18 protein-coding genes and 1 pseudogene are annotated in these 26,959 nt (G+C 64.7%); 10 read left to right on the top strand and 9 right to left on the bottom strand.

Annotation, left to right across the window (positions count from 1 at the left end; genetic code table 11):
- Positions 1 to 150: 150 nt before the first annotated feature.
- From AC56LK_RS24625 to AC56LK_RS24610, 4 genes are all read right to left on the bottom strand, one after another.
- Positions 151 to 492, bottom strand: a complete 342-nt coding sequence (locus tag AC56LK_RS24625; RefSeq protein ID WP_436107618.1) for a DUF1840 domain-containing protein — start codon at positions 490 to 492, stop codon at positions 151 to 153.
- A gap of 73 nt (positions 493 to 565) precedes the next feature.
- Positions 566 to 2,119: a putative ABC transporter permease subunit gene (locus tag AC56LK_RS24620; protein WP_497187080.1), complete on the bottom strand. Its 1,554-nt coding sequence runs from the start codon at positions 2,117 to 2,119 to the stop codon at positions 566 to 568.
- Positions 2,116 to 2,850 (bottom strand): ABC transporter ATP-binding protein, encoded by a 735-nt coding sequence (locus tag AC56LK_RS24615; protein WP_497187079.1) that lies wholly within the window; start codon positions 2,848 to 2,850, stop codon positions 2,116 to 2,118. The genes AC56LK_RS24620 and AC56LK_RS24615 overlap by 4 nt, the downstream gene beginning before the upstream one ends.
- Complete coding sequence (locus tag AC56LK_RS24610) at positions 2,850 to 3,293, bottom strand: hypothetical protein (RefSeq protein WP_497187078.1); 444 nt, start codon at positions 3,291 to 3,293, stop codon at positions 2,850 to 2,852. The genes AC56LK_RS24615 and AC56LK_RS24610 overlap by 1 nt, the downstream gene beginning before the upstream one ends.
- A 458-nt stretch (positions 3,294 to 3,751) precedes the next feature.
- On the opposite strand from AC56LK_RS24610, the gene AC56LK_RS24605 reads away from it, so the two are divergent.
- The 4 genes from AC56LK_RS24605 to AC56LK_RS24590 all read left to right on the top strand — a co-directional run bounded on the left by AC56LK_RS24605 (position 3,752) and on the right by AC56LK_RS24590 (position 13,443).
- Positions 3,752 to 5,449 carry a multicopper oxidase family protein gene (locus tag AC56LK_RS24605; RefSeq protein WP_497187077.1) on the top strand — a complete coding sequence of 566 codons (1,698 nt, stop codon included), beginning with the start codon at positions 3,752 to 3,754 and terminating at the stop codon, positions 5,447 to 5,449.
- A gap of 35 nt (positions 5,450 to 5,484) precedes the next feature.
- Entirely contained in the window at positions 5,485 to 6,063 is a 579-nt protein-coding gene (locus AC56LK_RS24600) for an SCO family protein (protein WP_497187076.1), read from the top strand.
- A 231-nt stretch (positions 6,064 to 6,294) separates the two neighbouring features.
- On the top strand, positions 6,295 to 12,627 hold the full coding sequence (locus AC56LK_RS24595; RefSeq protein WP_497187075.1) for a peroxidase family protein: 6,333 nt from the start codon (positions 6,295 to 6,297) through the stop codon (positions 12,625 to 12,627).
- 120 nt (positions 12,628 to 12,747) lie between these two features.
- Positions 12,748 to 13,443, top strand: a complete 696-nt coding sequence (locus AC56LK_RS24590; RefSeq protein WP_497187074.1) for a PEP-CTERM sorting domain-containing protein — start codon at positions 12,748 to 12,750, stop codon at positions 13,441 to 13,443.
- Here the strand turns inward: AC56LK_RS24590 and AC56LK_RS24585 are convergent.
- A complete protein-coding gene (locus AC56LK_RS24585; RefSeq protein ID WP_497187073.1) occupies positions 13,429 to 14,946 on the bottom strand; it encodes a YifB family Mg chelatase-like AAA ATPase in 1,518 nt (505 codons plus the stop codon). The genes AC56LK_RS24590 and AC56LK_RS24585 overlap by 15 nt on opposite strands.
- 91 nt (positions 14,947 to 15,037) lie before the next feature.
- Entirely contained in the window at positions 15,038 to 15,550 is a 513-nt protein-coding gene (locus AC56LK_RS24580; protein ID WP_497187072.1) for an adenine phosphoribosyltransferase, read from the bottom strand.
- A 235-nt stretch (positions 15,551 to 15,785) separates the two neighbouring features.
- Between AC56LK_RS24580 and AC56LK_RS24575 the strand changes: the two genes are divergently transcribed.
- The 3 genes from AC56LK_RS24575 to AC56LK_RS24565 all read left to right on the top strand — a co-directional run bounded on the left by AC56LK_RS24575 (position 15,786) and on the right by AC56LK_RS24565 (position 20,786).
- On the top strand, positions 15,786 to 16,721 hold the full coding sequence (locus AC56LK_RS24575) for an ABC transporter ATP-binding protein (RefSeq protein ID WP_497187071.1): 936 nt from the start codon (positions 15,786 to 15,788) through the stop codon (positions 16,719 to 16,721).
- 9 nt (positions 16,722 to 16,730) lie between these two features.
- A complete protein-coding gene (locus AC56LK_RS24570; protein WP_497187070.1) occupies positions 16,731 to 20,312 on the top strand; it encodes an ABC transporter permease/M1 family aminopeptidase in 3,582 nt (1,193 codons plus the stop codon).
- 66 nt (positions 20,313 to 20,378) lie between these two features.
- Positions 20,379 to 20,786, top strand: coding sequence for a GNAT family N-acetyltransferase (locus AC56LK_RS24565; RefSeq protein WP_497187069.1), 408 nt, complete (start codon positions 20,379 to 20,381; stop codon positions 20,784 to 20,786).
- 12 nt (positions 20,787 to 20,798) lie between these two features.
- Here the strand turns inward: AC56LK_RS24565 and AC56LK_RS24560 are convergent, their stop codons facing one another.
- From AC56LK_RS24560 to AC56LK_RS24550, 3 genes and pseudogenes are all read right to left on the bottom strand, one after another.
- Positions 20,799 to 21,179 (bottom strand): SirB2 family protein, encoded by a 381-nt coding sequence (locus AC56LK_RS24560; RefSeq protein ID WP_497187068.1) that lies wholly within the window; start codon positions 21,177 to 21,179, stop codon positions 20,799 to 20,801.
- 37 nt (positions 21,180 to 21,216) lie between these two features.
- Positions 21,217 to 23,676, bottom strand: a complete 2,460-nt coding sequence (locus AC56LK_RS24555) for an adenosylcobalamin-dependent ribonucleoside-diphosphate reductase (RefSeq protein WP_497187067.1) — start codon at positions 23,674 to 23,676, stop codon at positions 21,217 to 21,219.
- A gap of 128 nt (positions 23,677 to 23,804) precedes the next feature.
- Positions 23,805 to 24,029, bottom strand: a pseudogene (locus AC56LK_RS24550) (accessory factor UbiK family protein); the annotation flags it as partial.
- 278 nt (positions 24,030 to 24,307) lie between these two features.
- On the opposite strand from AC56LK_RS24550, the gene AC56LK_RS24545 reads away from it, so the two are divergent.
- From AC56LK_RS24545 to amt, 3 genes are read left to right on the top strand one after another with little or no spacing between them, the layout of a single operon-like run.
- A complete protein-coding gene (locus tag AC56LK_RS24545) occupies positions 24,308 to 25,039 on the top strand; it encodes a TorF family putative porin (RefSeq protein ID WP_497187066.1) in 732 nt (243 codons plus the stop codon).
- An 18-nt stretch (positions 25,040 to 25,057) separates the two neighbouring features.
- Positions 25,058 to 25,396 (top strand): P-II family nitrogen regulator, encoded by a 339-nt coding sequence (gene glnK / locus AC56LK_RS24540; protein ID WP_497187065.1) that lies wholly within the window; start codon positions 25,058 to 25,060, stop codon positions 25,394 to 25,396.
- Positions 25,397 to 25,408: 12 nt separating this feature from the next.
- Complete coding sequence (gene amt / locus AC56LK_RS24535) at positions 25,409 to 26,809, top strand: ammonium transporter (protein WP_497187064.1); 1,401 nt, start codon at positions 25,409 to 25,411, stop codon at positions 26,807 to 26,809.
- The last annotated feature ends 150 nt before the right edge of the window (positions 26,810 to 26,959 follow it).

Genomic DNA, 26,959 nt, shown 5'->3' with positions numbered 1-26,959 from the left:
AGGCACGTGCCTATCTCTTGCCGGAACGTCGAACGCGCTCCTATCCAAGAGTCGTCAAACAGCCCAGATCCAAGTTTCCAATGAAAAATGCCAGTCAGCTTAACTGACTGGCATTAGGGCGCGCCCGCTTGTTCCTGTCGAGCTGGTCGCTCAGACTCCCCACAGCACGTCGGTCTTCTGGTCCCGTGCCGAACGCAGCATTTCCAGGAGCGGATAGGCGCGCGTCGAAAAGGTCACGACCTCGATCGGCTCATGTTCGTTATCTTCGACTTCACCGTGATGCGCATGCACGTCACGCTCCACCTGTTCCGAGACCTGGTGCTTGCGACTCTCTTCGATCTCGCCCTCGAGCAGCCTGACCGCACGCGGCGCCTCTTCCGCGGTGATGACACCGCGCTCCGAATCCTTGTGCAGAAGGTCCAGGATGCGCTTGGCATGTTCCTGGTACATCAGGACCTCTGGATAGGATTTGCATTTGAATGTAATCAACATAGCTGTGCCCATTGATTTGTTAGTGATTAAACGATAACACGACTTGGCAATGCTTTCATCCCGCGCACGCACTTCAATGCTGCGGCCGGCGCAAGAACCAGGACGCGCCGAGTGTGACCAGCACGGCGATCGCAGCGAACGAGGCACCGACCACGATCTTCTCCGAGGATCCGCCTGCCGTGATCGATGCAAGACACCAGCCCAATCCACCCCAGGACAGGCTGTTGAACATCTGGAGGATCGAGGTGAGGAAGTCGCCCTTGCCACGGGCCAGGTAATCGCTGCGCGAGCCCGGGCGCCCGCACCAGTGCACGATGACCGCGGCTGCGCACACTGCGCCGGTCACCGCGAAGCTTGCGACCAGGCCGGCAAGCGGTGCGCGCCCGGCCAGCCAGGCGAGGGGAAGCAGCACCAGGGCCAGCGGCGGGAATACTGCCGCGGCAAGCTTGGCCATCCGGACCACGCGCTGCGGCGCCGGCGCCAGGCGCAGCAGGTCCGGTGCATCCTCCGCCGACACGACAATCCAGGCCAGCGAAGCCGTCAAGGAGCTGCAAAGCAGCGTCAGCCCGGCGGCGAGCGCGGGCAGTTGCACCTCGCTGCGCTTGAAGACGATGAAAAACAGCGGCAGCAGGTAGATCAGCTGCAGCGCCACCTGCGAGATGAGCTGCGGGTCGCGGATGATCAGGCGCCACTCCTTGACCAGCACCGTCGCGAACAGGCTGCGCCCGAAGCGGTAAGGCACGCCGCCGGCGGGACGGCGCGCCGTCCTGCTCGACGATGCCGCCTGCTGCAGGCCATGGACGAAGAAGCGATGCGTGCGCCCGGCAGTGAACACGAAGGCGCAGGCCGCCGCCGCGACGAAACCGAGCACCGGCAGCGGTTCACCCAGCAGCGCGCGGCCCGGCAGCCAGACCGGACTTTCCGCGCCGAGCGGTCCATCCGCGGCGAAGGCGCGTGCGAAGGCCGCGGCCGCGCGCGCCTCCATCGAGGACGAGAACTGCGCGAACAGCTGGGACAGGATGAAGATCAGCGCGCCGGCCAGGGCGCCGATCACCTGCGCGACGATGCGGGTACGCCGCGCGCCGATCAGCCGCACCAGGCCGAGCGTCATCAGCATCGCAGCGCAGGCGATGATTGTCGCCGTCCCCAGCAGGACGGGATAGACCGCAAGCCAGCGCATCTGGCCGAGCAGCGCGCCCGCGTGCGCGAAGGGCGCCAGGAAGAACAGGTAGAGGGCGGCCGTGCCCGCGGCCACCGTGGCAAGGCGCACCGTGAAGATGCTGTGCGAGGGCAGGGGAGAGGATAGCAGCAGGTCGAGGTCGCCGCGTTCGAACAGCACCAGCACACTGGATTTCAGGGCGCTGGACAGCATGAAGGTCATGCAGCCGAACAGCAGCGCGCTCAGTGCGACCAGCACCCGCGGGTCGCGCGCATCGATGCCGGCCGTACGCGAGACCACATGGAAGGCCACCGCATGCAGCGCCAGCCACACCAGTCCAATGACCGCCAGCCCGGCCATGCCTGGACGCCGCTGCGCTTTCCCGGCCTTGCCGGAGCCCGCGCTGTACCACAGCAGCCGCAGCTCGTGCCGGAACAGCCAGCGGATGCTGCCGGGACGAAGGCTCATGGCTGCGCGGTCAGCTGCAGGAACACGTCCTCGAGGCTCGCGCCGCTGGTGCGTTCACGCAGCTCGGCCAGGGTACCCTCCGCGATCAGGCGGCCCTCTCGGATGATCCCGATGCGCTGGGCCAGGCGTTCCGCCACTTCGAGGATGTGGGTGGTGAGGATCACGGTGCCGCCCTTGGCGACGTGCGACAGCAGCAGGTCCTTGACCTGGCGTGCGGCGGCCGCATCGAGTCCGGTCAGCGGCTCGTCGAGGATCAGCAGCTCGGGCTCGTGGATCAGCGCACCGGCCAATGCCAGCTTCTGCTTCATCCCGCGCGAGAAGCCTTCCGTCAGTTCGTGCGCATGCGGGCTGAGATCGAGCCAGTCCAGCAGTGTGCGTGCACGCGCCTCGGCCTCGCGCGCATCCACGCCCCACAGGCCGGCCACGAACTCGAGGTATTCGGGGGGCTTGAGCTTCCCGTACAACATGGGGTCGTCCGGCAGGTAGGCCAGCTTGCGCTTGGCCTCGAGCGGCGCCTGCGCCAGGTCGACCCCGAGCACCTCGATGCGGCCCGCATCCGGCGCCACCAGCCCGGTCACCATGCGCAGCGTCGTGGTCTTGCCGGCGCCGTTGGGGCCGAGCAGGGCATACAGTTCGCCGCGGCGCACCAGCAGGTCCAGGCCGTCGACTGCCGGGCGGCCGAAGGACTTGGACAGGCCGCTCGTGCGCAGGGCCGGGACAGTCTCCGCCATCATTGCGGCTTGAACGAGGACAGGAACTGCTCGGTGTGCTCGGGCGGCATCGCGCCCGGCGTGCCCACCACGATCACCTGGTACATGCGGGTGCCTTTGGCAAGGAAGCGTCCCACCAGGCGCACCGGGCGGCCGTTGCCCTTGCCGACCGCGTCGACTTCCAGCGCGGCGCTGCCGGGCGCGGCTTCGTCGACGGCGCCATCCTTGTGAGCCGCACTCTCGCCAGCCCCGATATTGCGCAGCAGCGCATGGCGCATCGCAGGCAGGCTGGCCTGGGCCAGCGTCGCATCGGGCGCCACCGCTGTGCCGACGGCGAAGGTCGTACCTTCCACTTCGGCCGCCGTCATCGTCATGTCGACCTTCATGCCACCCAGGTCAACGGTGCGGGTGTGCGTCGACGGCTTTGCCGGGAACAGGACCCGGAACATGCCGGTGCTGCTCATGTGGTCGCGCCAGTTATAAGAAGGATTGCATGCAGCAAGCAGGGCTGTCAGGGCCAGGATAAATATAGTCGGTAAGAAATTTTTGCGCATGGTGGAATGATAGCAGCACTGCGCAGTTCTGTTTCGCCTACATATTATCGAGCAGATCCGGTCATTATCGGCATTTGGCCACTTGAAAGATTCGAATAGAAAATATTTACGAAGCTCATGATATTCACAAATATTCCTATCTGACGCGGATATGCAATGAATTCTATTGGTGCAACGTGAATATTGAACAACAGCCCAAGAAAAAATTTTGCGGGCCCTTGGGAACGGGCGTTATTATGTAACTACGTTTTAACAAGCAGAGAAGAGACGTGGTTTCAAGCATGAATGCTTGGGAGATGCGTTTCTATAAGAAATAATTCAATGACTTAATAATAAGAAAAAATCGATAAGAGTAATGGGGTGGGGTAATGAAAGAGTCATTAGACAGGGGCGTGCTCGCCCCTAAGAAACGCGAGCTCTTCAAGCTGGGTACGGCGGCTGGAGTATCCGGCCTATTGGCTTCCCATGCGATCGACGCCAGCGGAGGAGATATCCGGCCGCCGACGACCGTACCGTATCTCGAGGCCCTGCCGATGCTTTTTCCGAAACCGCCCGCGGTCTCGGTGGATCCCCCACCGCAGGAATATGCGCATGCGGAAGAAGCGGGCCGTGGCCCGCATCAGGGATGGGATCACTGGCCTCCCCGGAAGACCTACGTCATCGAGGTAAAACAGGCGCTCCACAAGTTCCATCCGCATCTGCCCTGGCAGACAATCTGGGGCTACGACGGCGTGCTGCCCGGACCGACCATCGTCGCACGCGAGGGCGAGCCGGTGGTCGTGCGCTATGTGAACCTGCTGCAGCCCGACGTCAACAGCTTCGGCTCGCCCGAAATATCGACGCATCTTCATAACGGCCATGCCGCATCCGAAAGCGATGGCTTTGCCGGGAATTATTTCAGCCCTACCAAGGCCGGACCAACGCTCACGCGACCGGGCAAGTTCTACGACTGCCATTATCCGAATTGCTATGCCGGTTACGATAAATGGCCGGACACGGATGGCGATTGGCGCGAGGGCTTGGGAACCTTATGGTATCACGACCATCGGGAACATTTTACCGCTGCGAATGTGTATAAAGGCCTGGCCGGCTTTTATCTGATGTTCGACCGCGTCGATTCCGGAAACGAAGATGATCCTGATCCGGCGGCATTGCGATTGCCCGGCGGCGTCGGCGTCTATGATATTCCACTGATTATCCAGAACCCGAAATTCGATGCGAGCGGCCTGCTGGTGTTCGATCAATTCGATACCGATGGATTTCTGGGAAATAAAATAGCCCTCAACGGGAAAATCCAGCCGTTTTTCAAGGTCGCAAAGCGGAAATACCGGTTCCGGGTGCTGAATGGCAGCGTCGCGCGTTTCTATCACCTGTCCGTCAGGCACAAGGGCGCCGACCTGCCGTTCCAGGTGATCGCCAACGACGGCAACCTGCTGCCAAGCGCGGTCACCATGAGCTCGTTCCGCATCGCGCCGGCCGAGCGCATCGACATCATCGTCGATTTCTCGAAAGCGGCAGTGGGCGACGAGCTGTTCCTGATCGACCGGATCGTCCAGGACAAGGGGCGGGGTCCCGAGTCTTACCTCAGCACGAACGGTACCGCCATCATGCGTTTCAACGTCGACCGCACGGCGCCCGACAATAGCCGGGTGCCGCCGCTCCTGAGGGCGCTGCCGCCGATCGACCTGGCATCGGTGCGCAAGAGACGGCATTTCGAATTCGAAAAGTTCAACGGTGTCTGGCTCATCAACGGCAAGACCTTTGACATGGAAAGCCCGATCTTCAAGGTCAAGCGCGGCGACGCGGAAATCTGGACCCTCGAAGGCAAGGGCAGCTGGCACCACCCCATCCATATCCACATGGAAGAGGGGCGCATCCTGTCGCGCAACGGGCGGCCGCCACCGCCGCACGAGGCCGGCCGCAAGGATGTCTTCGTCCTGAATCCAGGCGAGACCACCAGGATATTCATTCAGTTCCGGGACTTCCTGGGCAAATACATGATGCACTGCCATAACACTATCCACGAAGACCACGCGATGATGCTGCGCTTCGACGTCGAGGATTGAGCCGGCCGCACAAAAACACGAATAGGGAGGGAACCATGGAAAGGCGATTGATATTGTCGGTCCTCGGCGGAGCCGTGTTCGGCGCGAGCGAGCGCCTGCATGCCGCCGTCGAGCGCAAGCAGCATGCGCACCCGTATTTTCCGGACCCGGTGCTGATCGACCAGACCGGCAAACGGGTGCGCTTCTACTCCGATCTGCTCAAGGGGAAGATCGTCGTCATCAACATGATGTACACGGTCTGCACGCGCATCTGCCCAAGCAACATCGCCCGCCTGCGCGAAGTGCAGGCACGCCTGGCTGGGCGCAGCGGCCGTGACGTGCACCTGTATTCGCTGACCCTGCGCCCCGAACTCGATTCTCCGGCGGCCCTGGCGGCCTATGCCCGGCAGTTCGATGTCGCCCCCGGCTGGTCCTTCCTGACCGGGCTGCCTGCCGATATCGACATGGTGCGGCGAAAACTCGGTTTCTACGATACCGATCCGGTGGCCGACAGCGATATCGCCAACCACACGGGCGCGCTGCGCCTGGGGAACGTGGATCGGGAACGGTGGCTGATGATGCCGAACCAAAGTTCAGCGGCCCAGGTTGTCCTGGCCATCGATAACCTGACCTGAGAGCAGCCCATGTTCTTCATCTGGCACCGCGCCTCACCCGGCGTATAGCACGACTTGACCCACAAGGCTGTCCGCCCGCCGGCCCGACTGGTGACGGCTCCCTTGCGCCTGCCCGCTCCAGAAGCAAACAAGGATTCGCGATCGCGAAGGGGCGCGTTTGTCCCCAAAAATATTCCAACAAGTCTACGCCGCCCGGAACGGCGCGACATACAACACTAGGGAGTGCGAATCATGCCGAGCTCGAACCCACAGTATGGTTTCAATGTCACGCTGGATGACCTGAATTTCATACTCAAGCAGATCAAGATTGCGGAAGCGAGCGTCAACCCATCCACCGGCCAGATGCAGAACCTGCCAAGCCTGGTAGGAAGCGCATTGCTTCCCTATGGCTTGCGCACGGTGGACGGATCGTGGAACAACCTGCTGCCTGGCATGGAGTATTCGGGCGCATCCGGCCAGATCATGCCGCGGCTGGTGCCGGCCGACTTCGCGACCGCCGAGGCCAAGCCCCGGTACTTCTATGGTCCGCAGGACAGCCAGGCAGGCCCCGTCACCAGCTACGCCCAGAACGCGCCGGGCAACGTTGTGTTCGACTCCACGCCGCGCATGATCAGCAACCTGATCGTCGACCAGAGCGACAATAATCCCGCGGCGCTCATCGCGGCCGAGGACCGCGCGGCGGAGAGCACCTATCCCGGCCAGGATACCGTCGTGCGCGACAACGGTACCCTCTACATTCCGAACCTGTCGCCCGACATCGGCCTGTCCCCCCCATTCAACGGGGTCATGGCCCTGTTCGGCCAGTTCTTCGACCACGGACTGGACCTGATCTCGAAGGGCGGGGGCACCGTCTTCATGCCGCTCAAGCCCGATGATCCGCTGTACAACCCGAACAGCCATACCAATTTCATGGTGCTCTCGCGCGCCGCGAATACGCCGCTGCCGGGCCCCGACGGCCAGATGGGGACGGCCGACGACACGGTCGGGCATACCAATTCAACCACGCCCTTCGTTGACCAGAACCAGACCTATACCTCACATCCGTCGCACCAGGTGTTCCTGCGCGAATATGCGATGGTCGACGGGAAACCGGTCTCGACCGGCAAGCTGCTGTCGGGCGCGTATGGCGAAGGCAACTGGGGCGAGGTCAAGGCCCAGGCCGCGGCCAAGCTCGGCATCCAGTTGACCGACGACCATGTGTTCAATGTCCCACTGCTGGCAACTGATCCCTACGGTAACTTTATCCGTGGGGCCAAGGGCTTTGCGCAGCTGGTGGTCATCGAAAACGGCCAGCAGAAGCTGATCGAAGGCGACCCGGCAGCAAACGGGGGGCTCGGTGTGGCGATCCCTGCGAACGTGGTCCCGAGCGGCCACGCATTCCTGATCGACGTAGCGCACTCGGCTGCACCAGGAATGATGCCGGACGACCATAACCCAAGCACGGTGGAGCTGCCGCTCCGGCCGGACGACGACACCGTCGCCGGCAGTGCTTCCGCGCCCGCTCCGCGCGGCACCTACGACAACGAGCTGCTGGACCGTCACTTCGCCACCGGCGACGGCCGCGGCAACGAAAACATCGGCCTGACCGCCATCCACTCCGTCTTCCATTCGGAGCACAACCGCCTGGTGGAGCAGTACAAGCAGACCATCCTCGCCAGCGGCGACCTGGCCCTGCTCAATGAATGGCTGGCGCAGGACGTCGGCGCCTTCCCCACCAGCCAGGCCGCGATCGATGCGCTGCAGTGGGACGGTGGGCGCCTGTTCCAGGCAGGACGCTTCGTCAACGAGATGGAGTACCAGCACCTGGTATTCGAGGAATTTGCCCGCGCCGTGCAGCCGGGCATCGACCCCTTCATCTTCTCGCATTCGGCCGACATCAATCCGGCCATCATGGAAGAGTTCGCGAACGTGGTCTACCGCTTCGGACACTCGATGCTGACCGAGACCGTGGCCCGGCTCGACGGCGACCTCAACAACAAGGACATCGGCCTGATCCAGGCCTTCCTCAATCCGGTCGCATTCAACACGGCGGGCGGCAAGGAGGGCGAGTCGGAAGCGATTGCCAATATCATCCGAGGCATGTCGCGCCAGGTCGGCAGTGAAATCGACGAGTTCGTCACCGGTGCGCTGCGCAACAACCTGGTAGGCCTGCCGCTCGACCTGGCGGCGCTGAACATCGCGCGCGGCCGCGACACCGGCGAGCCGAGCTTCAATGAGGCGCGCGCCGCGTTCTATGAAATGACGGGCGACGCCCAGCTCAAGCCGTATACCAGCTGGGCAGACTTCGCCCCGCACCTGAAGAATCCCGCGTCCATCATCAACTTCATCGCCTCGTACGGCAAGCACGACAGCATCACGGCCGAGACCACGCTGGCCGGCAAGCGCGCGGCCGCCACGCTGCTGGTGATGAATGACATGGACATCAAGGGCGACGCGGAGGTCGAGAAGGCGCCCGAAGACCGGCTCGACTTCCTCAACGGCACCGGCATATGGGAAGGCGTGGAAACCGGCCTGAATGACGTGGACTTCTGGATCGGCGGCCTGGCGGAAGCCAAGCTGGAATTCGGGGGCATGCTGGCGCCCACCTTCAACTTCGTGTTCGAAGTGCAGATGGAGAAACTACAGAACGGCGACCGCTTCTATTACCTGAGCCGCACCCAGGGCCTGAACCTGCTCAACCAGCTGGAAGAAAACCTGTTCTCCACGATGGTCATGCGTAACAGCGACCTGGGCGACGCGGACAGCAGTACCCACTTGCCGGCGCTGCTGTTCAGCACGCCGAGCTATATCCTCGAGATGGACCAGTCCAAGCAGCGCACCGGTATCGCCGTGCAGGGAAGCAGCATCAAGAACGGCGATCCGGTCCGCAAGGACGATATCCTGAACGCCTTCACTTCGCTGGTGACGCGTAAAGCCCCGGGCGCCGACGTCAACGGCGACGGCCATGCCGACGGCGGCGTGCTCATCTATGCCTATGACGGCCCGGACCACGTGGTGCTGGGCGGCACCCAGGGCAACGACACCATCAAGGGCGGGCGCGGCATGGACACGCTGTGGGGCGATGGCGGCAACGACCTCCTGGACGGCGGCGACGAAGCCGACCAGGTCCACGGCGGCGACGGCGACGACATCATCACCGACCACGGCACCCCGACGGGCGCAGCCGACTTCCTGCGCGGCGACGCCGGCAACGACGTCATCAGCAACGGCGCCGGCAACGACCTCGTGTTCGGCGGCACCGGCCAGGACTTCGTCATCGTCGGCCCCGACTTTACCGAAGTGTTCGCCGGCGAGGGCAATGACTTCCTCCTGGGCGGCAATGGCTCGGATGTCCTGATGGGCAACGAGGGCGACGACTGGATCGAGGGCGGCGAAGGCTTCGACAACGTGTCGGGCGAGAACTCGCAGCTGTTCTTCAACAGCGACATCATCGGACACGACGTGCTGAACGGGCAGGGCAACGACACCGACTACGACGGCGAGTCGGGCAACGACATCATGGTCCAGGGCACCGGCATCCAGCGCAGCAACGGCATGCTGGGCTTCGACTGGGCCATCCACAAGGGCGACCCGGTGGCCGCCAACTCCGATCTCGGGATCGCCATCTTCACCCAGCAGGACCAGTTCATCCTGCGCGACCGCTTCGATTCGGTCGAGGCGCTGTCGGGATGGAAGTACGACGACGTGCTGACCGGGACGGTCCGACCGACCGGGGCCTCGGGCGAGGTGGGCGGCATACTGAACGGTCCGCTGGCGGACAGCAAGCTGCTGCAGAAGGATGTGCCCTTGATCGCCGGGCTGCAGGAACTGCTCGGCGTGGCGGCCGTGGCCGACGGCAAGGCGGTGGTGTTTGACCCGAGCAATGGCGCCGACATCCTGATCGGCGGCAATGGCAGCGACCGTTTCATCGGCAAGGCCGGCGACGACCTGATCGACGGCGACGCCTGGCTGAACGTGCGCGTCAGCGTACGCGACCGCGACAACCCGGACATCGAGATCCGGTCGGTCGACAGTATCGACGCGATCAAGACCGACATGCTGAACGGGACCATCAATCCCGGCCAGCTGCGGATCATCCGCGAAATCATCACCGACCCGGCCGCCAAGAGCGATGCCGATACCGCGGTCTATGCCGACCTGTACGAGAATTACGACCTGACCCGCAATCCGGACGGCACCTGGACCGTCGCCCACCTGCGCGGTACCCAGGCCGATGGCACCGACAAGATCCGCAACGTCGAAATGCTGCAGTTCTCGGACCACCTGGTCAACCTGACCGGCGAGCCGGTGATCAGCGACAGCACGCCGCTCGAAGGCCAGCTGCTGCAGGCGCTGCCGGGCACGATCGCGCTGTTCAGCGGCATCCCCGAGTCCGCCATCCGCTACCAGTGGCAGATCGCCAACGGCGGCGCGTTTGCGAATATTCCCGGTGCGACCGGCGCCAGCTTCACGCCGACCGACGCCCAGGTGGGCATGAACCTGCGCGTGGTCGCAAGCTTCACCGACAGCGCCGGCATCGCGCGCACCGTGATCTCGGCGGCGACCAGGGGCATCGGCGACCTGGTCACGGGGGATAACCTGGCCAATGCGCTGGTCGGCACGATCAACAACGACCGGCTGCTGGGCCTGGGGCAGAACGACACGCTCAATGGCGGCGCGGGGGCCGACGAGATGGTCGGCGGAGCCGGCAACGACGTCTACACCGTGGATAACACAGGCGACGTGGTGACCGAGCTGCCCGGCGGCGGCGTGGACAGGATCGACACGACGCTCACGAATTTCGCACTGGACGAGCTGGGCAACGTCGAACACCTGGGCTTCATCGGTACCGGCGACTTCACGGGGCAGGGCAACTCGGCAGCCAACACGCTACTCGGCGGCAATGGCAACGACATGCTCGACGGTGGCGCGGGTATCGACCGGATGGAAGGCAACAGCGGCAACGACACCTATGTCGTCTCGGACGCTGGTGACCTCGTACTTGAAGCCCTTGGCGCGGGCAATGACACCGTCAACGCCAGCATTGCAAACTACATACTCGCAAACAACGTCGAGACCCTGAACTACACCGGCAACGGAAACTTTACCGCTACCGGCAATAACATTGCCAACCTGATCGTGGCCGGCGCAGGCAACGACATCCTCGACGGCGGCGCCGGCAATGATGAGCTGCGCGGCGCGGCCGGCAACGACCAGCTTGCCGGCGGCACCGGCGATGATGTCCTGCTCGGAGGTACTGGCAATGACCAGCTCGACGGCGGTGTGGGCGTGGACCGCATGACCGGCAGCAATGGCGACGATGTCTACACCGTGGACAACGTGGGCGACGTCATCGTCGAGCTGTTGGGCGAGGGCGACGATACTGTTCGTACCACCCTGGCCAACTACGTGCTTGCCGCCGACCTGGAAAACCTCGTCTACACCGGCACCCGTAATTTTACCGGCACCGGCAATACGCAGAACAACAGGATCGACGGTGGGATTGGCGCCGACCTGCTCGATGGCGCCGCAGGCATCGACCGCATGGCCGGCGGCGCGGGCAACGATACCTACATCGTCGACCAGTCCCTCGACGCCGTGGTGGAACTGGCCGATGGCGGCACCGACCTGATCAGGACCAGCGTGACCAGCTATACGCTGGTCGACCACGTCGAGAACCTGACCTATACCGGTAACCTCGCCTTCCTGGGCGAGGGCAATGCGCTGGCCAACACCATTACCGGTGGAACTGGCGCCGACACGCTCGACGGCAAGGGGGGAACCGACCGGCTCGTAGGCGGTGGCGGCGATGACACCTACATCGTGGACGTGAGCACCGACGTGATCGTGGAGGCAGCCGGGGCGGGCCTGGACACCGTCAAGTCGTCCGCCCTGTCCTACACCCTAGGCAACAATGTCGACAACCTGGTCTTCACCGGCACGGGCAACTTCGTTGGCACCGGCAATACCCTCGCCAACCGGATCGCCGGCGGTGACGGCAACGACGAGCTCGATGGCGGCCTCGGCAACGACACGCTCATCGGCGGCAAGGGCAACGACGTCTACAAGGTCAACCATGCGTCCGACGTGGTCCAGGAAGCGGACGGCGAGGGTACCGACACTGTCCACTCAACTGCGGTCCAGTACACGCTGAGCGCCAATGTGGAGAACCTTTTGCATGCCGGCGCCGCGGCTACCACAGTGACCGGCAACGCGCTCGACAACACTATCGTTGGCGGCATCGGAAACGACGTCATCCGTGGCATGGATGGCAACGATCGTATCGACGGCGGCGCCGGCAACGATATCCTCCAGGGAGGCAATGGTTCTGATGTGTTTGTGATAAGTTTCCGGGCGTTTGGCGCCGATACTATTTCTGGTTTCGACGCCAACCCGGACGGTGGTCAGGACCGCATCGATCTTTCTGCGCTCGGCATTACCGAGGCCAACTTTGCCTCGAACGTGAGCTTCACGGACCTGGGCGCAGACGTGCGAATCAACATCGTTGGTGGCGGATCAATCGTGCTACAAGGAATTGCCGATGTACTTATGCTAACGACCGCTGACTTCGTGTTGCGCACTTAAACTGCTTTTTAGTTGTAGCTGTATGGCAATACCTTTGTAGCCGGCGCGGGACTGGTCCCGCGCTTGGTCGATCCCGATGTCCAAACTATGTGGGGAAATATGAAGAATTGTATATTCGGCATGCTCAAGCAAGCTACAAGCGGTTTCTTTCTGTCGATTAGTGTGGTGCAGGCCGCATCCGCCGGCATCATTATTACGAAAGTGCAAGACCCTAGCAATACCGCCGTTGTGCGGTTCAATACGCCTCAAAGCCAACGGGGGCCGTCGACCACGGTTACCGGCACAGTCGGTCCCGCAAGCGACCGATATCTGGTCAACTTCACCAGTGACGAACAGCTGGTCGCTCGGGACGTTCCAGCAGCTCCGCCAGTTCCAGGGATTGCACCCCAGGTGAGCGCGGTCGACGGCGGCCTCATGCGGCTCGGCGTCAGTGTCCAGGATAGTGCATTTACCTCGCTCTACCTGAATTTCCGAATGGACCCTGTAGGCGGCAATCCGCCGCGCTTTGCCGACGTCACAGTGTCCGCATTCGACGGGGAAATCGCGCAGTATGACTTTGAACTCAGGAACGGCAATAATTTCTTGCGGGTCGATGCCACCGGCGACACCCTGCTGAGGGACCTGGCGTTTCTGAGCCCTTTCAATGTTGTGGACGTGCGCCAGGCGCGTCTCGGCGGCTTGCAAGAGGCACCTATTCCTGAGCCGGCTACGCTGCTCAGCCTCGGTATCGGCCTGGCAGGCATGCTTGCAGTGCGGCGCCGCGCGCGACCGGTGAATGCCGCCATGCAGCGCACGTCGGCGTCAATGCTCGCGTAGCGCACGCCGGTACTGGACTGCCTCGGCCACATGCTGTGCCTGGACGGCTGCCGCGCCGTCCAGGTCGGCCACCGTGCGCGCCACCTTGAGCACGCGGTGATAGGCGCGCGCCGACCAGTGCAGCTGCTGCATCGCGGCGCGCAGCAGGCGCTCGCCGGCCGCATCCGGGCGGCAGTAGCGGTCGATCTCACGCGGCGCCAGGCCCTGGTTCGGCTTGCCCTGGCGGGCCAGCTGCAGCGCATGGGCCTGCGCGACACGTGCCGCGATCGCGGCGCTGGTTTCGCCCTCGGCCTGGGCGCCGATGCTGTCGGCCGGCATGGCCGCCACCGCCAGCTGGATGTCGATGCGGTCGAGCAGCGGTCCGGAGATGCGGCCCTGGTAGCGCTGCGCGGACTCGGTTGTGCAGCGGCATTTGCCGGAGGCATGGCCGAGCCAGCCGCAAGGGCAGGGGTTCATCGCCGCCACCAGCTGGAAGCGCGCCGGGAAGTCGGCCTGGTGCGCCGCGCGCGAGATCGTGATCCGGCCCGACTCGAGCGGCTCGCGCAGCACCTCCAGCACGCGCCGGTCGAACTCCGGCAGCTCGTCCAGGAACAGGACCCCATGGTGCGCCAGCGATACCTCGCCGGGACGCGGCGGATTGCCGCCGCCGATCAGGGCCACGCCCGAGCTGGTGTGGTGCGGGCTGCGGAACGGACGCCGGCGCCAGCGCCGCGCGGAAAAGCTGCCGGCGATCGACTGCACCGCGGCCGACTCCAGCGCCTCGTCCTCGCTCATCGGCGGCAGCAGGCCGGGAAAGCGCGAGGCCAGCATGCTCTTGCCCGCGCCCGGCGGCCCCACCAGCAGGATCGAATGCGTGCCCGCAGCGGCCACCTCCAGCGCGCGCTTGGCCGTCTGCTGTCCCTTCACTTCGGAGAAGTCCGGATAGTCGGGCATGCCCTCCAGGGCCTGGCCCCGGTGGCGCGCCAATTTCGCATTGACTGTTCCAGGCGCGAAGTGGGCGCACACCTCGAGCAGGGTACGCGCCGGGTAGATGGCGGCATCGGTCACCAGCGCCGCCTCGTCGGCGTTCGCCAGCGGCAGGATGAAGGCAGGCGCGCCGCCTTCGTGGTGGCGGTGCATCGCGAAGGTCATCGCCAGCGCGCCGCGGATGGGCCGCAGTTCGCCCGACAGCGACAGCTCGCCGGCGAATTCGAAGCGCCCCAGCTGCTCGCCCCCGATCTGCTGCGAAGCCGCCAGGATGCCGAGCGCGATCGGCAGATCGAAGCGGCCGGACTCCTTCGGCAGGTCGGCCGGCGCCAGGTTGACCGTGATGCGGCGCGGCGGAATCGTGAAGCCCGAATTCTGCAGCGCCGCGCGCACGCGGTCCTTGGCTTCACGCACTTCGGCATCGGGGAGGCCGACGATGGTCATGCCGGGCAGGCCGTTGGCCAGGTGGACTTCGACGCTGACGGCGGGCGCATCCATCCCGGCGAGTGCGCGGCTTCGGAGGACGGCAAGGCTCATGGGCTTCCTGGCGAGTGAGGACTCGCAGGATGGTGGCACCGGCCTCGAATTCGCTTGTTGAGCGTACCCAAGCCCGCGCCATGTCAGGTCCTCAGACCTCGCGCAGGCTCACCACCGGCATCGTCAGCGCGCGCTTGTCCTTGAAGAAGGCGATGTCGAACAGGGCCGCCGCGCCGACCACCTCCTTCCCCAGCTGGCGGAGCAGGGAAGCTGCCGCTTCGATGGTGCCGCCGGTGGCCAGCACGTCATCGACGATCAGCACGCGCCGGCCCTTGATGCGTTCCGGCTGGATTTCGATGGTCGCGCTGCCGTATTCACGCCGGTAATCGATGCTGATCGCCTTGCCGGGCAATTTGCCTGCCTTGCGCGCCATGGCAAAGCCGACCTTGCGCTCGTAGGCGAGGGCGCCGGCGATCATGAATCCGCGCGCGTCCATGGCAAGGATGAAGTCGAAGTGCAGGTCCTCGGTCTTCGCGTGCAGGGTGTCGATGGCGAGGCGCCAGTGTTCAGGCGTATCGAAGATGCAGCCGACGTCGATGAAACTGACGCCCGGTTCCGGGTAGTCCTGGAAAAATTCCAGCGGAACGCTGTCGAAATCGTTCATGTGATTGTGTGCCGTATGGGTAAGTGAAGATTATCGCCGGTTTGCGACAAGACGGCATCCATGCACCCTGGATCAAAGCCGCTTTTCCCTGCGCGCGTATGACGAAAATACGTCGTTCATTCCCGGATTCCCACCGCCGGTCGCAAAAAACCTGGCATTGCTGTTCATTATCTGTACATTATCTGCACGGCAATACTTGCCTTGCTCCCAACAACAGATCCTGGAGAAACCGCAGATGCTATCGATCAAGCAGCTCAACAAGACCTACGCCAATGGCGTCAAGGCCATCAACGATGTCAGCCTCGAGATCCCGAACGGCATGTTCGGGCTGCTCGGCCCGAATGGCGCCGGCAAGTCCTCGCTGATGCGCACCATCGCGACGCTGCAGGATCCCGATAGCGGAAGCATCCATTTCAACGGCCTCGACGTCCTGAAGGACAAGGAAGGGCTGCGCCGCCAGCTCGGCTACCTGCCCCAGGACTTCGGCGTCTACCAGAAGGTCAGTGCCGAACGCCTGCTGACCCATTTCGCCGTCCTCAAGGGCCTGACCGGCAAGGGCGAGCGCAAGGAAGCCGTCGACGCGCTGCTGCAGCAGACCAACCTGTGGGATGCGCGCAAGCGCGCGCTCGGCACCTATTCGGGCGGCATGCGCCAGCGCTTCGGCATCGCCCAGGCGCTGCTCGGCGCGCCGCGCCTGGTGATCGTCGACGAGCCTACCGCCGGCCTCGACCCGGATGAACGCAACCGCTTCCTGAACCTGCTGGCCAAGATCGGAGAACAAGTAGTCGTGATCCTGTCCACCCACATCGTGGAGGACGTTACCGACCTGTGTCCGCGCATGGCCATGATCGCCAAGGGGACGGTGCTGCTGCAGGGCGAGCCGCAGGCGGCCATCGACACGCTCAGGAGCCGTGTCTGGCGCCGCACCGTCGGCCAGGAAGAGCTGGCGGACTACCAGGCCCGCTTCAACGTGCTGTCCACCCGCCTGGTGGCGGGCCGGCCGCAGATCAACGTGTTCGCCGAATCCCAGCCCGACGGCGGTTTCGTCTCGGTCGAACCGGACCTCGAGGACGTGTATTTCCTCCAGATCCGCAACGCCAGCCGCGCGGCCGCGGCGCCGGCCCAGGCGCCGGCAGCATCGGCCAGCGCCGCACCGACCGTCGCAGCATAAGGAGCGGCCATGTTGAGGGAATTCTTCAAGTTCGAACTGGCCACCCAGCTGCGCCAGCCGCTCCTGTGGGTGAGCGCGCTGATCTTCGGCGCGCTGGCCTTCGGCGCCTCCACCACCGATGCGATCCAGGTCGGCGGCGCCATCGGCAACGTCAACCGCAATGCCCCGGTCGTGGTCGCGCAGATGCTCGGCGTCTTCAGCCTGATGTCGATGTTCGTCGTGACCATCTTCATCGCCGGCACGGTGCTGCGCGACAGCGAAGTCGGCATCTCCGACATGCTGTTCGCCACGCCCATGAAGAAGCGCGACTACCTGGTCGGCCGCTTCGCCGCCGGCCTGCTGGCCTGCCTGGTCATCTTCGCCGGCATCGTCGTCGGCATGATGCTCGGGCCCCTGATGCCCTGGGTCGACGTCCAGCGGGTCGGCCCCTTCCCGGGCGCTGCCTATGTTTGGGGGCTCACGGTGCTGGTGCTGCCCAACCTGCTGCTGATCGGCGCCTTGCTGATGCTGCTGGCGGCGACCACGCGCTCGATCATGCTGGTGTATGTGGGCGTGCTGGCCTTCATCGTCCTGTGGATCGTCGCCGGTAACTTCACCTCCGACATCGACAACGAATGGATCGCCGTCCTGTCCGATCCTTTCGGGGGCCGTGCCCTGTCGCGCGCCACGCGCTACTTCTCCGCCGCCGAACGCAACGCGGGCCTGCCGGACATCAAGGGCTACGTGCTGGCCAACCGGCTGTTGTGGAGCGCAGTCGCGCTGGTGCTGTTCGGCCTGACACTGCTGCTCTTCAAGCCGCAGCGCGCCGGCACCGGCAAGCGCCTGTTCGGCAAGGCCAAGGTGCTGGCCCCTGCCGCGCCAGTGCCGGCGCAGCTCAAGCTGCCGCGCATCGAGCCGCGCTTCCGGGCGTCCACCCGCTGGATCCAGTGCTGGCACATCTTCGCCTTCGACGCGGCCGCCGTGTTCAGGAGCGTGCCTTTCCTCGTCATGCTGCTGTTCAGCGTGCTCAACTTCATCGGCACCACCAGCCAGATGGGCAAGATCTTCGGCACCAGCGTCTATCCGATGACCCACCTCATGGTCGAGCTGCTGAACGGCAGCTTCACCTTCATGCTGCTCATCATCGTCACCTTCTATGCGGGCGAATTGATCTTCAAGGAGCGCCAGGCCAGGATCGCCGACGTCACCGATGCCATGCCGGTGCCGAACTGGGCGCCGCTGGCCGCGAAGAGCCTGGCGCTGACCGGCGTCGTGCTGGCCTTCCTGTTCACCGGCGTGCTGGCGGCGATCGCGGTGCAGCTGTTCAGGGGCGGGGCGCCGGTCGAGCCGATGGTCTACCTCAAGAGCATCCTGGTCGCCGGCCTGCCTTTCATCCTGATGGGATTGCTCGCCCTGGTCCTGCAGGTCGTGACCAACAATAAATTCATCGGCTACCTGCTGATGGTGATCTACATGGTGTCGCAGATCGTCGCGGCCACCCTGCACCTGAACCACAACCTGTACAACATCGCCGGCCTGCCGGGCACCCCGTACTCGGACATGAATGGCTTCGGCCACTTCCTCGAAGGATGGAGCTGGTTTGCCGTGTACTGGAGCCTGTTCATGGCCGCGGCGCTGATCCTTGCCCAGGCCTTCTGGGTGCGCGGCCTGTCCTTCGCATGGCCGCTCCGGGTACGCGACGCGGGACGCCGCCTGAAAGGCGCTTCCGGCGTCGCGCTGGCGGTATTTGTCGCCGCCTTCGCCGCGACCGGCGGCTGGATCTACTACAACACCAATGTCCTGGCCAGATACGAAGCCGGCGACGCCGCCATGGACAAGCAGGCGCGCTACGAGAAGGCCTACCGCAAGTACAAGGACATCCCGCACGCCAAGCTGACCGACGTACGCGCCGCCGTCGATATCTATCCGGAGCAGCGCCGCGTCACGATCCGCGGCAGCTACATCCTGGAGAACAAGACCGGCAAGCCGCTCGATACCCTGCCGCTGCAGGTCAATGCCGATGTCCTGACCACCTGGACCAAACTGCCGCCGCACCAGGTGGTAGTCAACGACAAGGAGTTCGGCTTCAGCATCCTGAAGCTGGCGCAGCCGATGCAGCCCGGCGCGCGCCTGCCGCTCGAGTTCACCGTCGACGTGCGCCGTCCGGGCTTCTCCAACGGTGGCGAGGCCGATGTCGTCAACCTGAACGGCACGTTCTTCAACAACCGCGCCTTCTTCCCGCAGCTCGGCTACCAGCCGGATGCCGAACTGCGCGACCGTAACGAACGCCGCAAGCGCGGCCTGGGCGAACCAGAGCGCATGCCCAAGCTGGAGAACACCGCGGCCCGTCAGCACTCGATGTTCGGACCGGAGGCGGACTGGATCAATTTCGAGACCACGGTCTCGACCAGCGGCGACCAGAGGGCGCTGGCGCCGGGCTACCTGCATAAGTCGTGGACGGAAAACGGCCGCAACTACTTCCAGTACAAGATGGACCGGAAGATGATGCCCTTCTTCGCCTACCTCTCGGCAGACTGGCAGCTGAAGAAGGGCGCTTGGCGCGGCATCCCGATCGAGGTCTACCACGACCGCAAGCACGCCTACAACGTCGACCGGATGATCACGGCCACGCAGAAGTCGCTGGACTATTTCACGACCGAGTTCACGCCCTACCAGCACAAGCAGGTCCGCATCCTGGAGTTCCCGAACTACCAGAGCTTCGCTCAGTCCTTCGCCAACACCATCCCGTTCTCGGAGTCGATCGGCTTCATCGCCGACCTGCGCGACAAGGAAGCCATCGACTACGTGTTCTACGTGACGGCCCACGAAATGGCGCACCAGTGGTGGGGCCACCAGGTGGCGGCCGCCAACGTGCAGGGCGCGTCCATGCTGATCGAATCGCTGTCGCAGTACTCGGCGCTGATGGTGATGGAAAAGGAATACGGACGCCACCAGATGCGCCGCTTCCTGCGCTATGAGCTCGACCGCTACCTCAGTTCGCGCGGCGGCGAGCGGATCGAAGAGCTGCCCCTGGTGCGCGTGGAAAACCAGGACTATATCCACTACCGCAAGGGCAGCCTGGTGTTCTACCGCCTGCGCGACGAGATCGGCGAGGCGGCGGTCAACCGCGCACTCAAGCGCTTCTTGCAGGACAAGGGCTACCAGGAGTCGCCGTTCACGACCTCCAGCGAGCTGCTCGACTACATCCGTGCCGAGGCCCCTGCGGACAAGCATGCCCTGATCGCCGACCTGTTCGAGAAAATCGTCTTCTACGATAACCGCGTCACCGAGGCGAAAGCGGTCAAGCGCCCCGACGGGCAGTGGGACGTGACGATGAAGCTGCACCTTGCGAAGCAGGAAGCCGACGGCCATGGCAAGGAGACGCCGCGCGCCTATGACGAGCCGGTGGAGATCGGCATCTTCGCGCGCGCCGACGGCGCCAAGGAGAAGGATGAGCGGGTCCTGTACCTGGAGAAGCGCGCCCTGACGGGCGACAAGCCGGTCGTGATGGTGACGGTCAAGGAGAAGCCCTTCGAGGTCGGCGTCGATCCTTACAACAAGATGATCGACCGCGTGTCGAGCGACAACCGCAAGACGGTCAGCGTCGACTGAAGCAGGCATCAGGCAGCCCCGGACCGCAAGGCCCGGGGCTGCTTCCACAGACTCGCAAGGAATCACATGAACGTCAACGTGTCACTGGCAGGCGAATTCGAAGAGGAAGAGGTCATCCGGCTGTATCGCGCGAACGGCTGGTCCTCGGCTGACAAACCGGCGCAGCTGATGGCGGCGCTTCGCAACTCGCATGCGCTCGTGACCGCGCGCATCGGGGATGAACTCGTCGGGCTCGGGAACGCGATATCGGACGGGCACCTGGTCGTCTACTTTCCCCATATGCTGGTGCATCCGGCGCACCAGGGGAAAGGCGTCGGCCGCCTGATGATGCAATCGATGCTGGACCGCTACGCCGGCTTCCACCAGATGATGCTGACTGCCGACGGCGGCGCGATCGACTTTTACAAGGCAATGGGATTCGAGCGCGCCGGAAAGACCGAGCCGATGTGGATCTACGCCGGCAGCGAGCATTGAGCGGCTACCTGACTAGAACAGCACCAGCGGATTTTTCGTCACCGCCACCGACACGATGTAGGCGAAGCAGGCCAATGCGCCCGCGAAGGCGGCGGTGCGCACGCCCCGCGTGCGTCCCCGTTTGAGCGCGATCGTGCCCAGCACGATGTAGGCTACCAGCGCCACGAGCTTGGCCGTCAGCCAGGGCGACTGGCCCGGGTACTGGCGGCTCCACAGCGCCAGGCCCACCGCGCTCGCGAGCAACACGGTATCGACGATGTGGGGGACGATCTTGACCCAGCGCTGCTGCAGGCGCTGGGAGCCGGACAGCATCCAGATGCCGCGCAGAAGGAACAGCAGGCCGCTGAGGAGGGCAAACGTAATGTGCAGGTGCTTGAGTGCAATATAGGGCATGGCGGGTCGGCTGAGTTGGCAACCCGCGCAGTATGCCTCAGCCGCACTCTCCGACATAGTGGCACTCGTCGCAGCGGGTGCAGCCGTCGACCTTGCGCAGTGCCAGGGCGCCGCATTCCGGGCACTTCGCGCCGCTGACGGTGGGCAGGGCGCCGGACACGGTGGGCGGCTGGGGCTCGGCCTCGGGCGCCGCGCCCTCGGGGCGCGTGGCAAAGCGGTGGGCCAGCTCCGGCACCGGCACCTGGTTGCCCCAGGCATCGAGGAAGCCGCGCCGGATCAGGACGCGCTGCAGCATGAAGGCGATCGCCGCCACTTCCGAGTCGTGGTACACCGGCACCTGGGTGCCATCCTCGCGCGTGAGCATGCCGCAACGCACCGGGCCTTTTTCCCACACGACGTCGCGCATGTCGGCCAGCGCCCGCGCGATCGGGCCGCCGGCGCGCGCCACCATCGACAGCAGGCGCATCGAGGCGGTGATCCATTGCTGTCCGCCGGTGCGCTGGTTCGAGGGCATGAAGAATTCGAAGGGCCGCTCGACCGTCACCGGACGGCCCTCATGGACGCCGTCGGCGCGGATGAAGCTGACGGTGAGGTAGGCGGTCTTGCGGCCTTCCTGGGTCGCGTATTCGATCTTCGAGGTCACCGATTCCAGCTCGCCCAGCGGGCGCCGCTCGAAGCGCTTGCGCAGCGGGTCCTCGTCCGGCGGCAGCGACGACTGATCCCCGTCGGTGGACAGCACGCTGCCGAGCACCGTGTTCGGCCGATAGGTTGCCAGCCCCTTCAGTCCCGCATGCCAGGCCTGGCTGTACAGGTCGCGGAAGTCGTCGAAGGGATAATCGGCCGGCACGTTGACGGTCTTCGAGATCGCGGTGTCGACGAAAGGCTGCACCGCCTGCACCATGCGCAGGTGCTCGATCGCGCGCATCCCGAGCGCGGTGACGAAGGCAGGCGGCAGCGCCGCGGTGTCATGACCCATGTGACGGTACAGCCGCCAGGCATGGTCCTCGACATCGTAGCTGCGCATCGCGCCGTCCGGCATGCGCTTCTTGCGCTGGTAGGTCCAGGCATAGGGCGGTTCGATGCCGTTCGAGGCATTGTCGGCGAAGGCCAGGGAGATGGTGCCGGTCGGCGCGATCGACAGCAGGTGCGAGTTGCGGATGCCGTAGTGGCGGATCGCCTCGCGCAGCCAGTCCGGCAGGCGCGCCACGAACTGGCTGTCCAGGTACTTGTCCGCATCGAACAGCGGGAAGGGGCCTTTTTCGCGCGCCAGTTCGACCGAGGTGGCATAAGCCGCATCGCGCAGCGTCTCGGCGATGCGCGCCGCCATGGCCCGTCCCGCGTCGGAATCGTAGCGCAGTCCCAGCATCACGAGGGCGCTGCCCAAGCCCAGGAAGCCCAGGCCGATGCGGCGCTTGGCGCGGGACTCGGCGGCCTGCTGCGGCAGCGGCCATTCGGTGGCGTCCAGCACCAGGTCGAGCATGCGCACGCCGACCGCGGCGACCTCGCACATGCGCTCGAAATCGAATTGGGGGCTGGCGCCGAAGGGATCGGTCACGAAAGCGGTGAGGTTCACCGATCCGAGATCGCAGCAGCCATAGGCGGGCAGGGGCTGCTCGCCGCAGGGATTGGTGGCGCGCAGCTCTTCCGCGTACCAGAGGTTGTTCTCGGCATTCATGCGGTCGACGAACAGCACGCCCGGCTCGGCATGATCGTAGGTCGAGGCGATGATCCTGTCCCACAGTGCGCGTGCCCGGACCTGGCGGTAGACCCAGAGCCCGTCCGCGCGGCGGACAGCCCCGGCCGCATCCTCGTCGCCCGGCTTCGCGCGGTGCACCAGGTCGAACATGGCGTCGGCCTCGACCGCGCGCATGAAGTCGTCGGTCACGCCGACCGAGATGTTGAAGTTGCTGAGTCCGCCTTCGTCCTTGGCGGCGATGAAGCGTTCGATGTCGGGGTGGTCGATGCGCAGCACGCCCATCTGGGCGCCGCGCCGGGCGCCGGCCGACTCCACGGTACGGCAGGAGGCGTCGAACACCTCCATATACGAGACCGGGCCGGAAGCGCGCGAGCGGGTGCCGCGTACCTTGCTGCCCATCGGGCGGATCGCGCTGAAGTCGTAGCCGACGCCGCCGCCGCGGCGCATGGTCTCGGCGGACTCAAGCAGGGCGGTATAGATGCCCGGCAGGCCGCCGTCGCTGCCCGAGATGGAGTCGCCCACCGGCTGGACGAAGCAGTTGATGAGGGTGGCCTGCAGGCCGAGACCGGCGGCCGAGTTGATGCGCCCGGCCGGGACGAAGCCCTGTTCCTGGGCCCAGAGGAAGCGCTGCTCGAGTTCGGCACGCCTTGGCTCCGGCTCGAGCGCCGCGAGGGCGCGCGCCACGCGCCGGCGTACGTCGGCGATGCCGGTTTCTTCACCCTTGGCGTATTTCTCGCGCAGGACGTCGAGCGAGACGTCCTGCGGCGGGAGGAGGCCGGGCGGCTGGCCGATCGCGTTCATGGCCTGCGACGCATGGCGCCGTCAGTTCAAGGCTTGTCGATGATGATGTGCGGCGCGGCCGGATCCGTGGCGCCGGGAATCGGCCCGCTGGACGCGCTGGCGGAAGCGGCCGGGGCTGCCTGCGCGCCGAGGCGCGCTTCCAGCTCCACCACACGCAGTTCCAGGGCTTCGAGCTTGGCGCGGGTCTTGGCCAGCACCTGGGCCTGGATGTCGAATTCTTCACGGGTGACCAGGTCGAGCTTGGAAAAACCCTGGGTCATCATCGCCTTGACGTTGCGCTCGATGTCCTTGGCCGGCGTGCTCTCCAGCGCCTGGTTGATCTTGCCCTGGATGTCGTTGAAGAAGCTGTTCATGTCTGTTTCCTTTCAGTCGCCGCGCTGCACCACGACGGTGCGCGGCACTCCGCTTTGGTGCGTGGCGCCGCGGCGCGAGGCCGGGCGCACGGGTTTGCCGGGTTATTCGAATCGCAAATGGGGCGGATGGCTGAGAAAACAAGCACTTCCGGTGCACCCACTGGCGCTTTTTGGGCTGGCACGCATCCTGCTAAAGAGTTGTCAGGCGTGTAGCAAACAAGATTGTAAACCGCAACGGTATGCGCCACGGTTCAGCCGTTGAAATTAAGGGGAATGTCATGAAGTGCAACACCAAAGCAGCAATCAGCCTGGCCGTACTGGCCTTTTCGTCGATGCCTGCCTTCGCGCAGGAAGCTGCTCCTGAGCATCAAATCAGCTACAACGCCGCCATTACCAGCGACTACCGTTACCGCGGCCTGTCGCAAACCCGGCTGGACCCGGCGCTGCAAGGCGGCGTCGACTACGTGCACGGCCCATCCGGCCTGTATGTCGGCACCTGGCTGTCCACCATCAAATGGACCAAGGATCTCGGCGGCGACGGCAACATCGAATGGGACGTCTACGGCGGCAAGCGCGGTCAATTGACCGAGAACGTAAGCTACGACGTCGGCGGCCTGTACTACTGGTACCCGTCGAACGACCTGAACCCACGTGCGAACACCTTCGAACTCTACGCACGCCTGGGCTTCGGTCCGGCCTACGTCAAGTATTCGCACTCGACCACCAACCTGTTCGGCACCGCCAACAGCAAGCGCAGCGGCTACCTGGACCTGGGCGCCGACATCGACGTCTACAACGGCCTGATCCTGAACCTGCACGCGGGGCGCCAGGAAGTGAACAACAACGGCGCCTTCTCGTACACCGACTACAAGGTCGGCTTCAGCAAGGACCTGGGCGTCGCCACCGTGTCGCTGGCCTGGATCAAGGGCAATACCAAGGCCTACCTCAGCCCGGAAGGTGAGAACCTGGGCAAGTCGGCAGCCGTGCTGAGCCTGTCCAAAACTTTCTAAGAGTAAAGAGGCACCACCATGAAAATGATTACCGCCATCATCAAGCCCTTCAAGCTGGACGAAGTCCGTGAAGCGCTGTCGGAGATCAACGTAAAGGGCATGACCGTGACCGAAGTGAAGGGCTTCGGCCGCCAGAAAGGCCATACCGAGCTGTACCGCGGCGCGGAATACGTCGTCGATTTCCTTCCGAAGATCAAGATCGAGGCCGCCGTGGACGACGCCGTGGTCGACCAGGTCATCGATGCCATCTCGGGCGCGGCCCGCACCGGCAAGATCGGTGACGGCAAGATTTTCGTGGCCGACCTCAACCAGGTCATCCGTATCCGTACCGGCGAGACCGGCAACGAAGCACTGTAAAGGGGCACACCAATGAAGCACACCATCTTCAAAGTCCTGGCCGGTCTCGCCGCCGCCGGCCTGGCGCTGCCGGCGCTGGCAGCGCCCAGCATCAACAAGGGCGATACCGCGTGGATGTTCATTTCCACGATCCTGGTCATCATGATGTCGATTCCCGGCCTGGCGCTGTTCTACGGCGGCCTGGTACGCGCCAAGAACATGCTGTCGGTACTGATGCAGGTATTCATGGTCTTCTCGGTGGTCATCGTCCTGTGGTGCCTGTACGGCTACTCGCTGGCCTTCACCCAGGGCAGCGCCTTCATCGGCGGCTTCGACCGCATCTTCCTGAACGGCATCTACGATGCGGCGGCCGGCACCTTCAGCCAGGCCGCGACCTTCAGCAAGGAGACGATGATCCCCGAGTTCATCTTCGTCGCCTTCCAGGGCACCTTCGCCGCCATCACCTGCGCCCTGATCGTCGGCGCCTTCGCCGAGCGCATCCGCTTCTCGGCCGTGCTGCTGTTCGTCGTGCTGTGGTTCACCTTCGGCTACCTGCCGGTGGCCCACATGGTCTGGTTCTGGGCCGGCCCTGATGCCATTTCAGACGCCACCACCCTGGCGACCGTCACCGCGAACGCAGGCTTCCTGTGGGGGCATGGCGCGCTCGACTTCGCCGGCGGCACCGTGGTGCACATCAACGCGGCGGTGGCCGGCCTGGTCGGCGCCTACGTGATCGGCAAGCGTATCGGCCTGGGCCGCGAATCGATGGCGCCGCACTCGCTGACCATGACCATGATCGGCGCCTCGCTGCTGTGGGTGGGCTGGTTCGGCTTCAACGCCGGCTCGGCGCTGGAAGCGGGCGACATCGCCGCGCTGGCCTTCATCAACACCCTGCTGGCAACCGCCGCGGCCGCCGTGTCGTGGATGCTGGGCGAGTGGCTCATCAAGGGCAAGCCCTCGCTGCTGGGCGCCGTCTCCGGCGCGGTGTCGGGCCTGGTGGCGATCACCCCGGGCGCCGGCTTCGTCGGCCCGATGGGCGGCCTGGTGATGGGCCTGCTGGCCGGCCTGATCTGCCTGTGGGGCGTGACCGGCCTGAAGCGCCTGCTGGGCGCCGACGACTCGCTCGACGTGTTCGGCGTGCACGGCGTGGGCGGCATCCTGGGCGCGCTGCTGACCGGCGTGTTCGCTTCGCCGCAGCTGGGCGGGCAGGGCATCTGGGACTACGTCGCCAACAAGGCCTCGCCGGACTACTCGATCGCCAGCCAGCTGCTGGTGCAGGCCGAGGCGGTCGGCGTCACCATCGTGTGGTCGGCGCTGGTGGCCTTCATCGCCTTCAAGCTGGTGGACGTGGTGGTCGGCCTGCGCGTGCCTGCCGAGCAGGAGCGCGAAGGGCTGGACATCACCAGCCATGGCGAATCGGCCTACCACCTGTAAGCCACCGGCAAAGCCGGTAAAGGCGCCTGCGGGCTAATGCCAGTCAGTTAAGCTGACTGGCATTTTTCATTGGAAACTTGGATCTGGGCTGTTTGACGACTCTTGGATAGGAGCGCGTTCGACGTTCCGGCAAGAGATAGGCACGTGCCT

The sequence above is a fragment of the Telluria sp. ZB4P36 genome (genome assembly GCF_059685865.1).
Note: the sequence above shows the minus strand (reverse complement) of the source record. Positions and strands in the feature narration are given on the sequence as shown.

Bases quoted from the DNA above. Each gene is read 5' to 3' on its own strand.
- AC56LK_RS24560 (WP_497187068.1), bottom strand. From the start codon at position 21,179: ATGCCCTATATTGCACTCAAGCACCTGCACATTACGTTTGCCCTCCTC.
- AC56LK_RS24600 (WP_497187076.1), top strand. From the start codon at position 5,485: ATGGAAAGGCGATTGATATTGTCGGTCCTCGGCGGAGCCGTGTTCGGC.
- AC56LK_RS24580 (WP_497187072.1), bottom strand. From the start codon at position 15,550: ATGAACGATTTCGACAGCGTTCCGCTGGAATTTTTCCAGGACTACCCG.
- AC56LK_RS24610 (WP_497187078.1), bottom strand. From the start codon at position 3,293: ATGAGCAGCACCGGCATGTTCCGGGTCCTGTTCCCGGCAAAGCCGTCG.
- glnK (WP_497187065.1), top strand. From the start codon at position 25,058: ATGAAAATGATTACCGCCATCATCAAGCCCTTCAAGCTGGACGAAGTC.
- AC56LK_RS24590 (WP_497187074.1), top strand. From the start codon at position 12,748: ATGCTCAAGCAAGCTACAAGCGGTTTCTTTCTGTCGATTAGTGTGGTG.
- AC56LK_RS24625 (WP_436107618.1), bottom strand. From the start codon at position 492: ATGTTGATTACATTCAAATGCAAATCCTATCCAGAGGTCCTGATGTAC.
- AC56LK_RS24570 (WP_497187070.1), top strand. From the start codon at position 16,731: ATGTTGAGGGAATTCTTCAAGTTCGAACTGGCCACCCAGCTGCGCCAG.
- AC56LK_RS24605 (WP_497187077.1), top strand. From the start codon at position 3,752: ATGAAAGAGTCATTAGACAGGGGCGTGCTCGCCCCTAAGAAACGCGAG.
- AC56LK_RS24575 (WP_497187071.1), top strand. From the start codon at position 15,786: ATGCTATCGATCAAGCAGCTCAACAAGACCTACGCCAATGGCGTCAAG.
- AC56LK_RS24615 (WP_497187079.1), bottom strand. From the start codon at position 2,850: ATGGCGGAGACTGTCCCGGCCCTGCGCACGAGCGGCCTGTCCAAGTCC.
- AC56LK_RS24620 (WP_497187080.1), bottom strand. From the start codon at position 2,119: ATGAGCCTTCGTCCCGGCAGCATCCGCTGGCTGTTCCGGCACGAGCTG.
- AC56LK_RS24555 (WP_497187067.1), bottom strand. From the start codon at position 23,676: ATGAACGCGATCGGCCAGCCGCCCGGCCTCCTCCCGCCGCAGGACGTC.
- AC56LK_RS24595 (WP_497187075.1), top strand. From the start codon at position 6,295: ATGCCGAGCTCGAACCCACAGTATGGTTTCAATGTCACGCTGGATGAC.
- AC56LK_RS24545 (WP_497187066.1), top strand. From the start codon at position 24,308: ATGAAGTGCAACACCAAAGCAGCAATCAGCCTGGCCGTACTGGCCTTT.
- AC56LK_RS24565 (WP_497187069.1), top strand. From the start codon at position 20,379: ATGAACGTCAACGTGTCACTGGCAGGCGAATTCGAAGAGGAAGAGGTC.
- AC56LK_RS24585 (WP_497187073.1), bottom strand. From the start codon at position 14,946: ATGAGCCTTGCCGTCCTCCGAAGCCGCGCACTCGCCGGGATGGATGCG.
- amt (WP_497187064.1), top strand. From the start codon at position 25,409: ATGAAGCACACCATCTTCAAAGTCCTGGCCGGTCTCGCCGCCGCCGGC.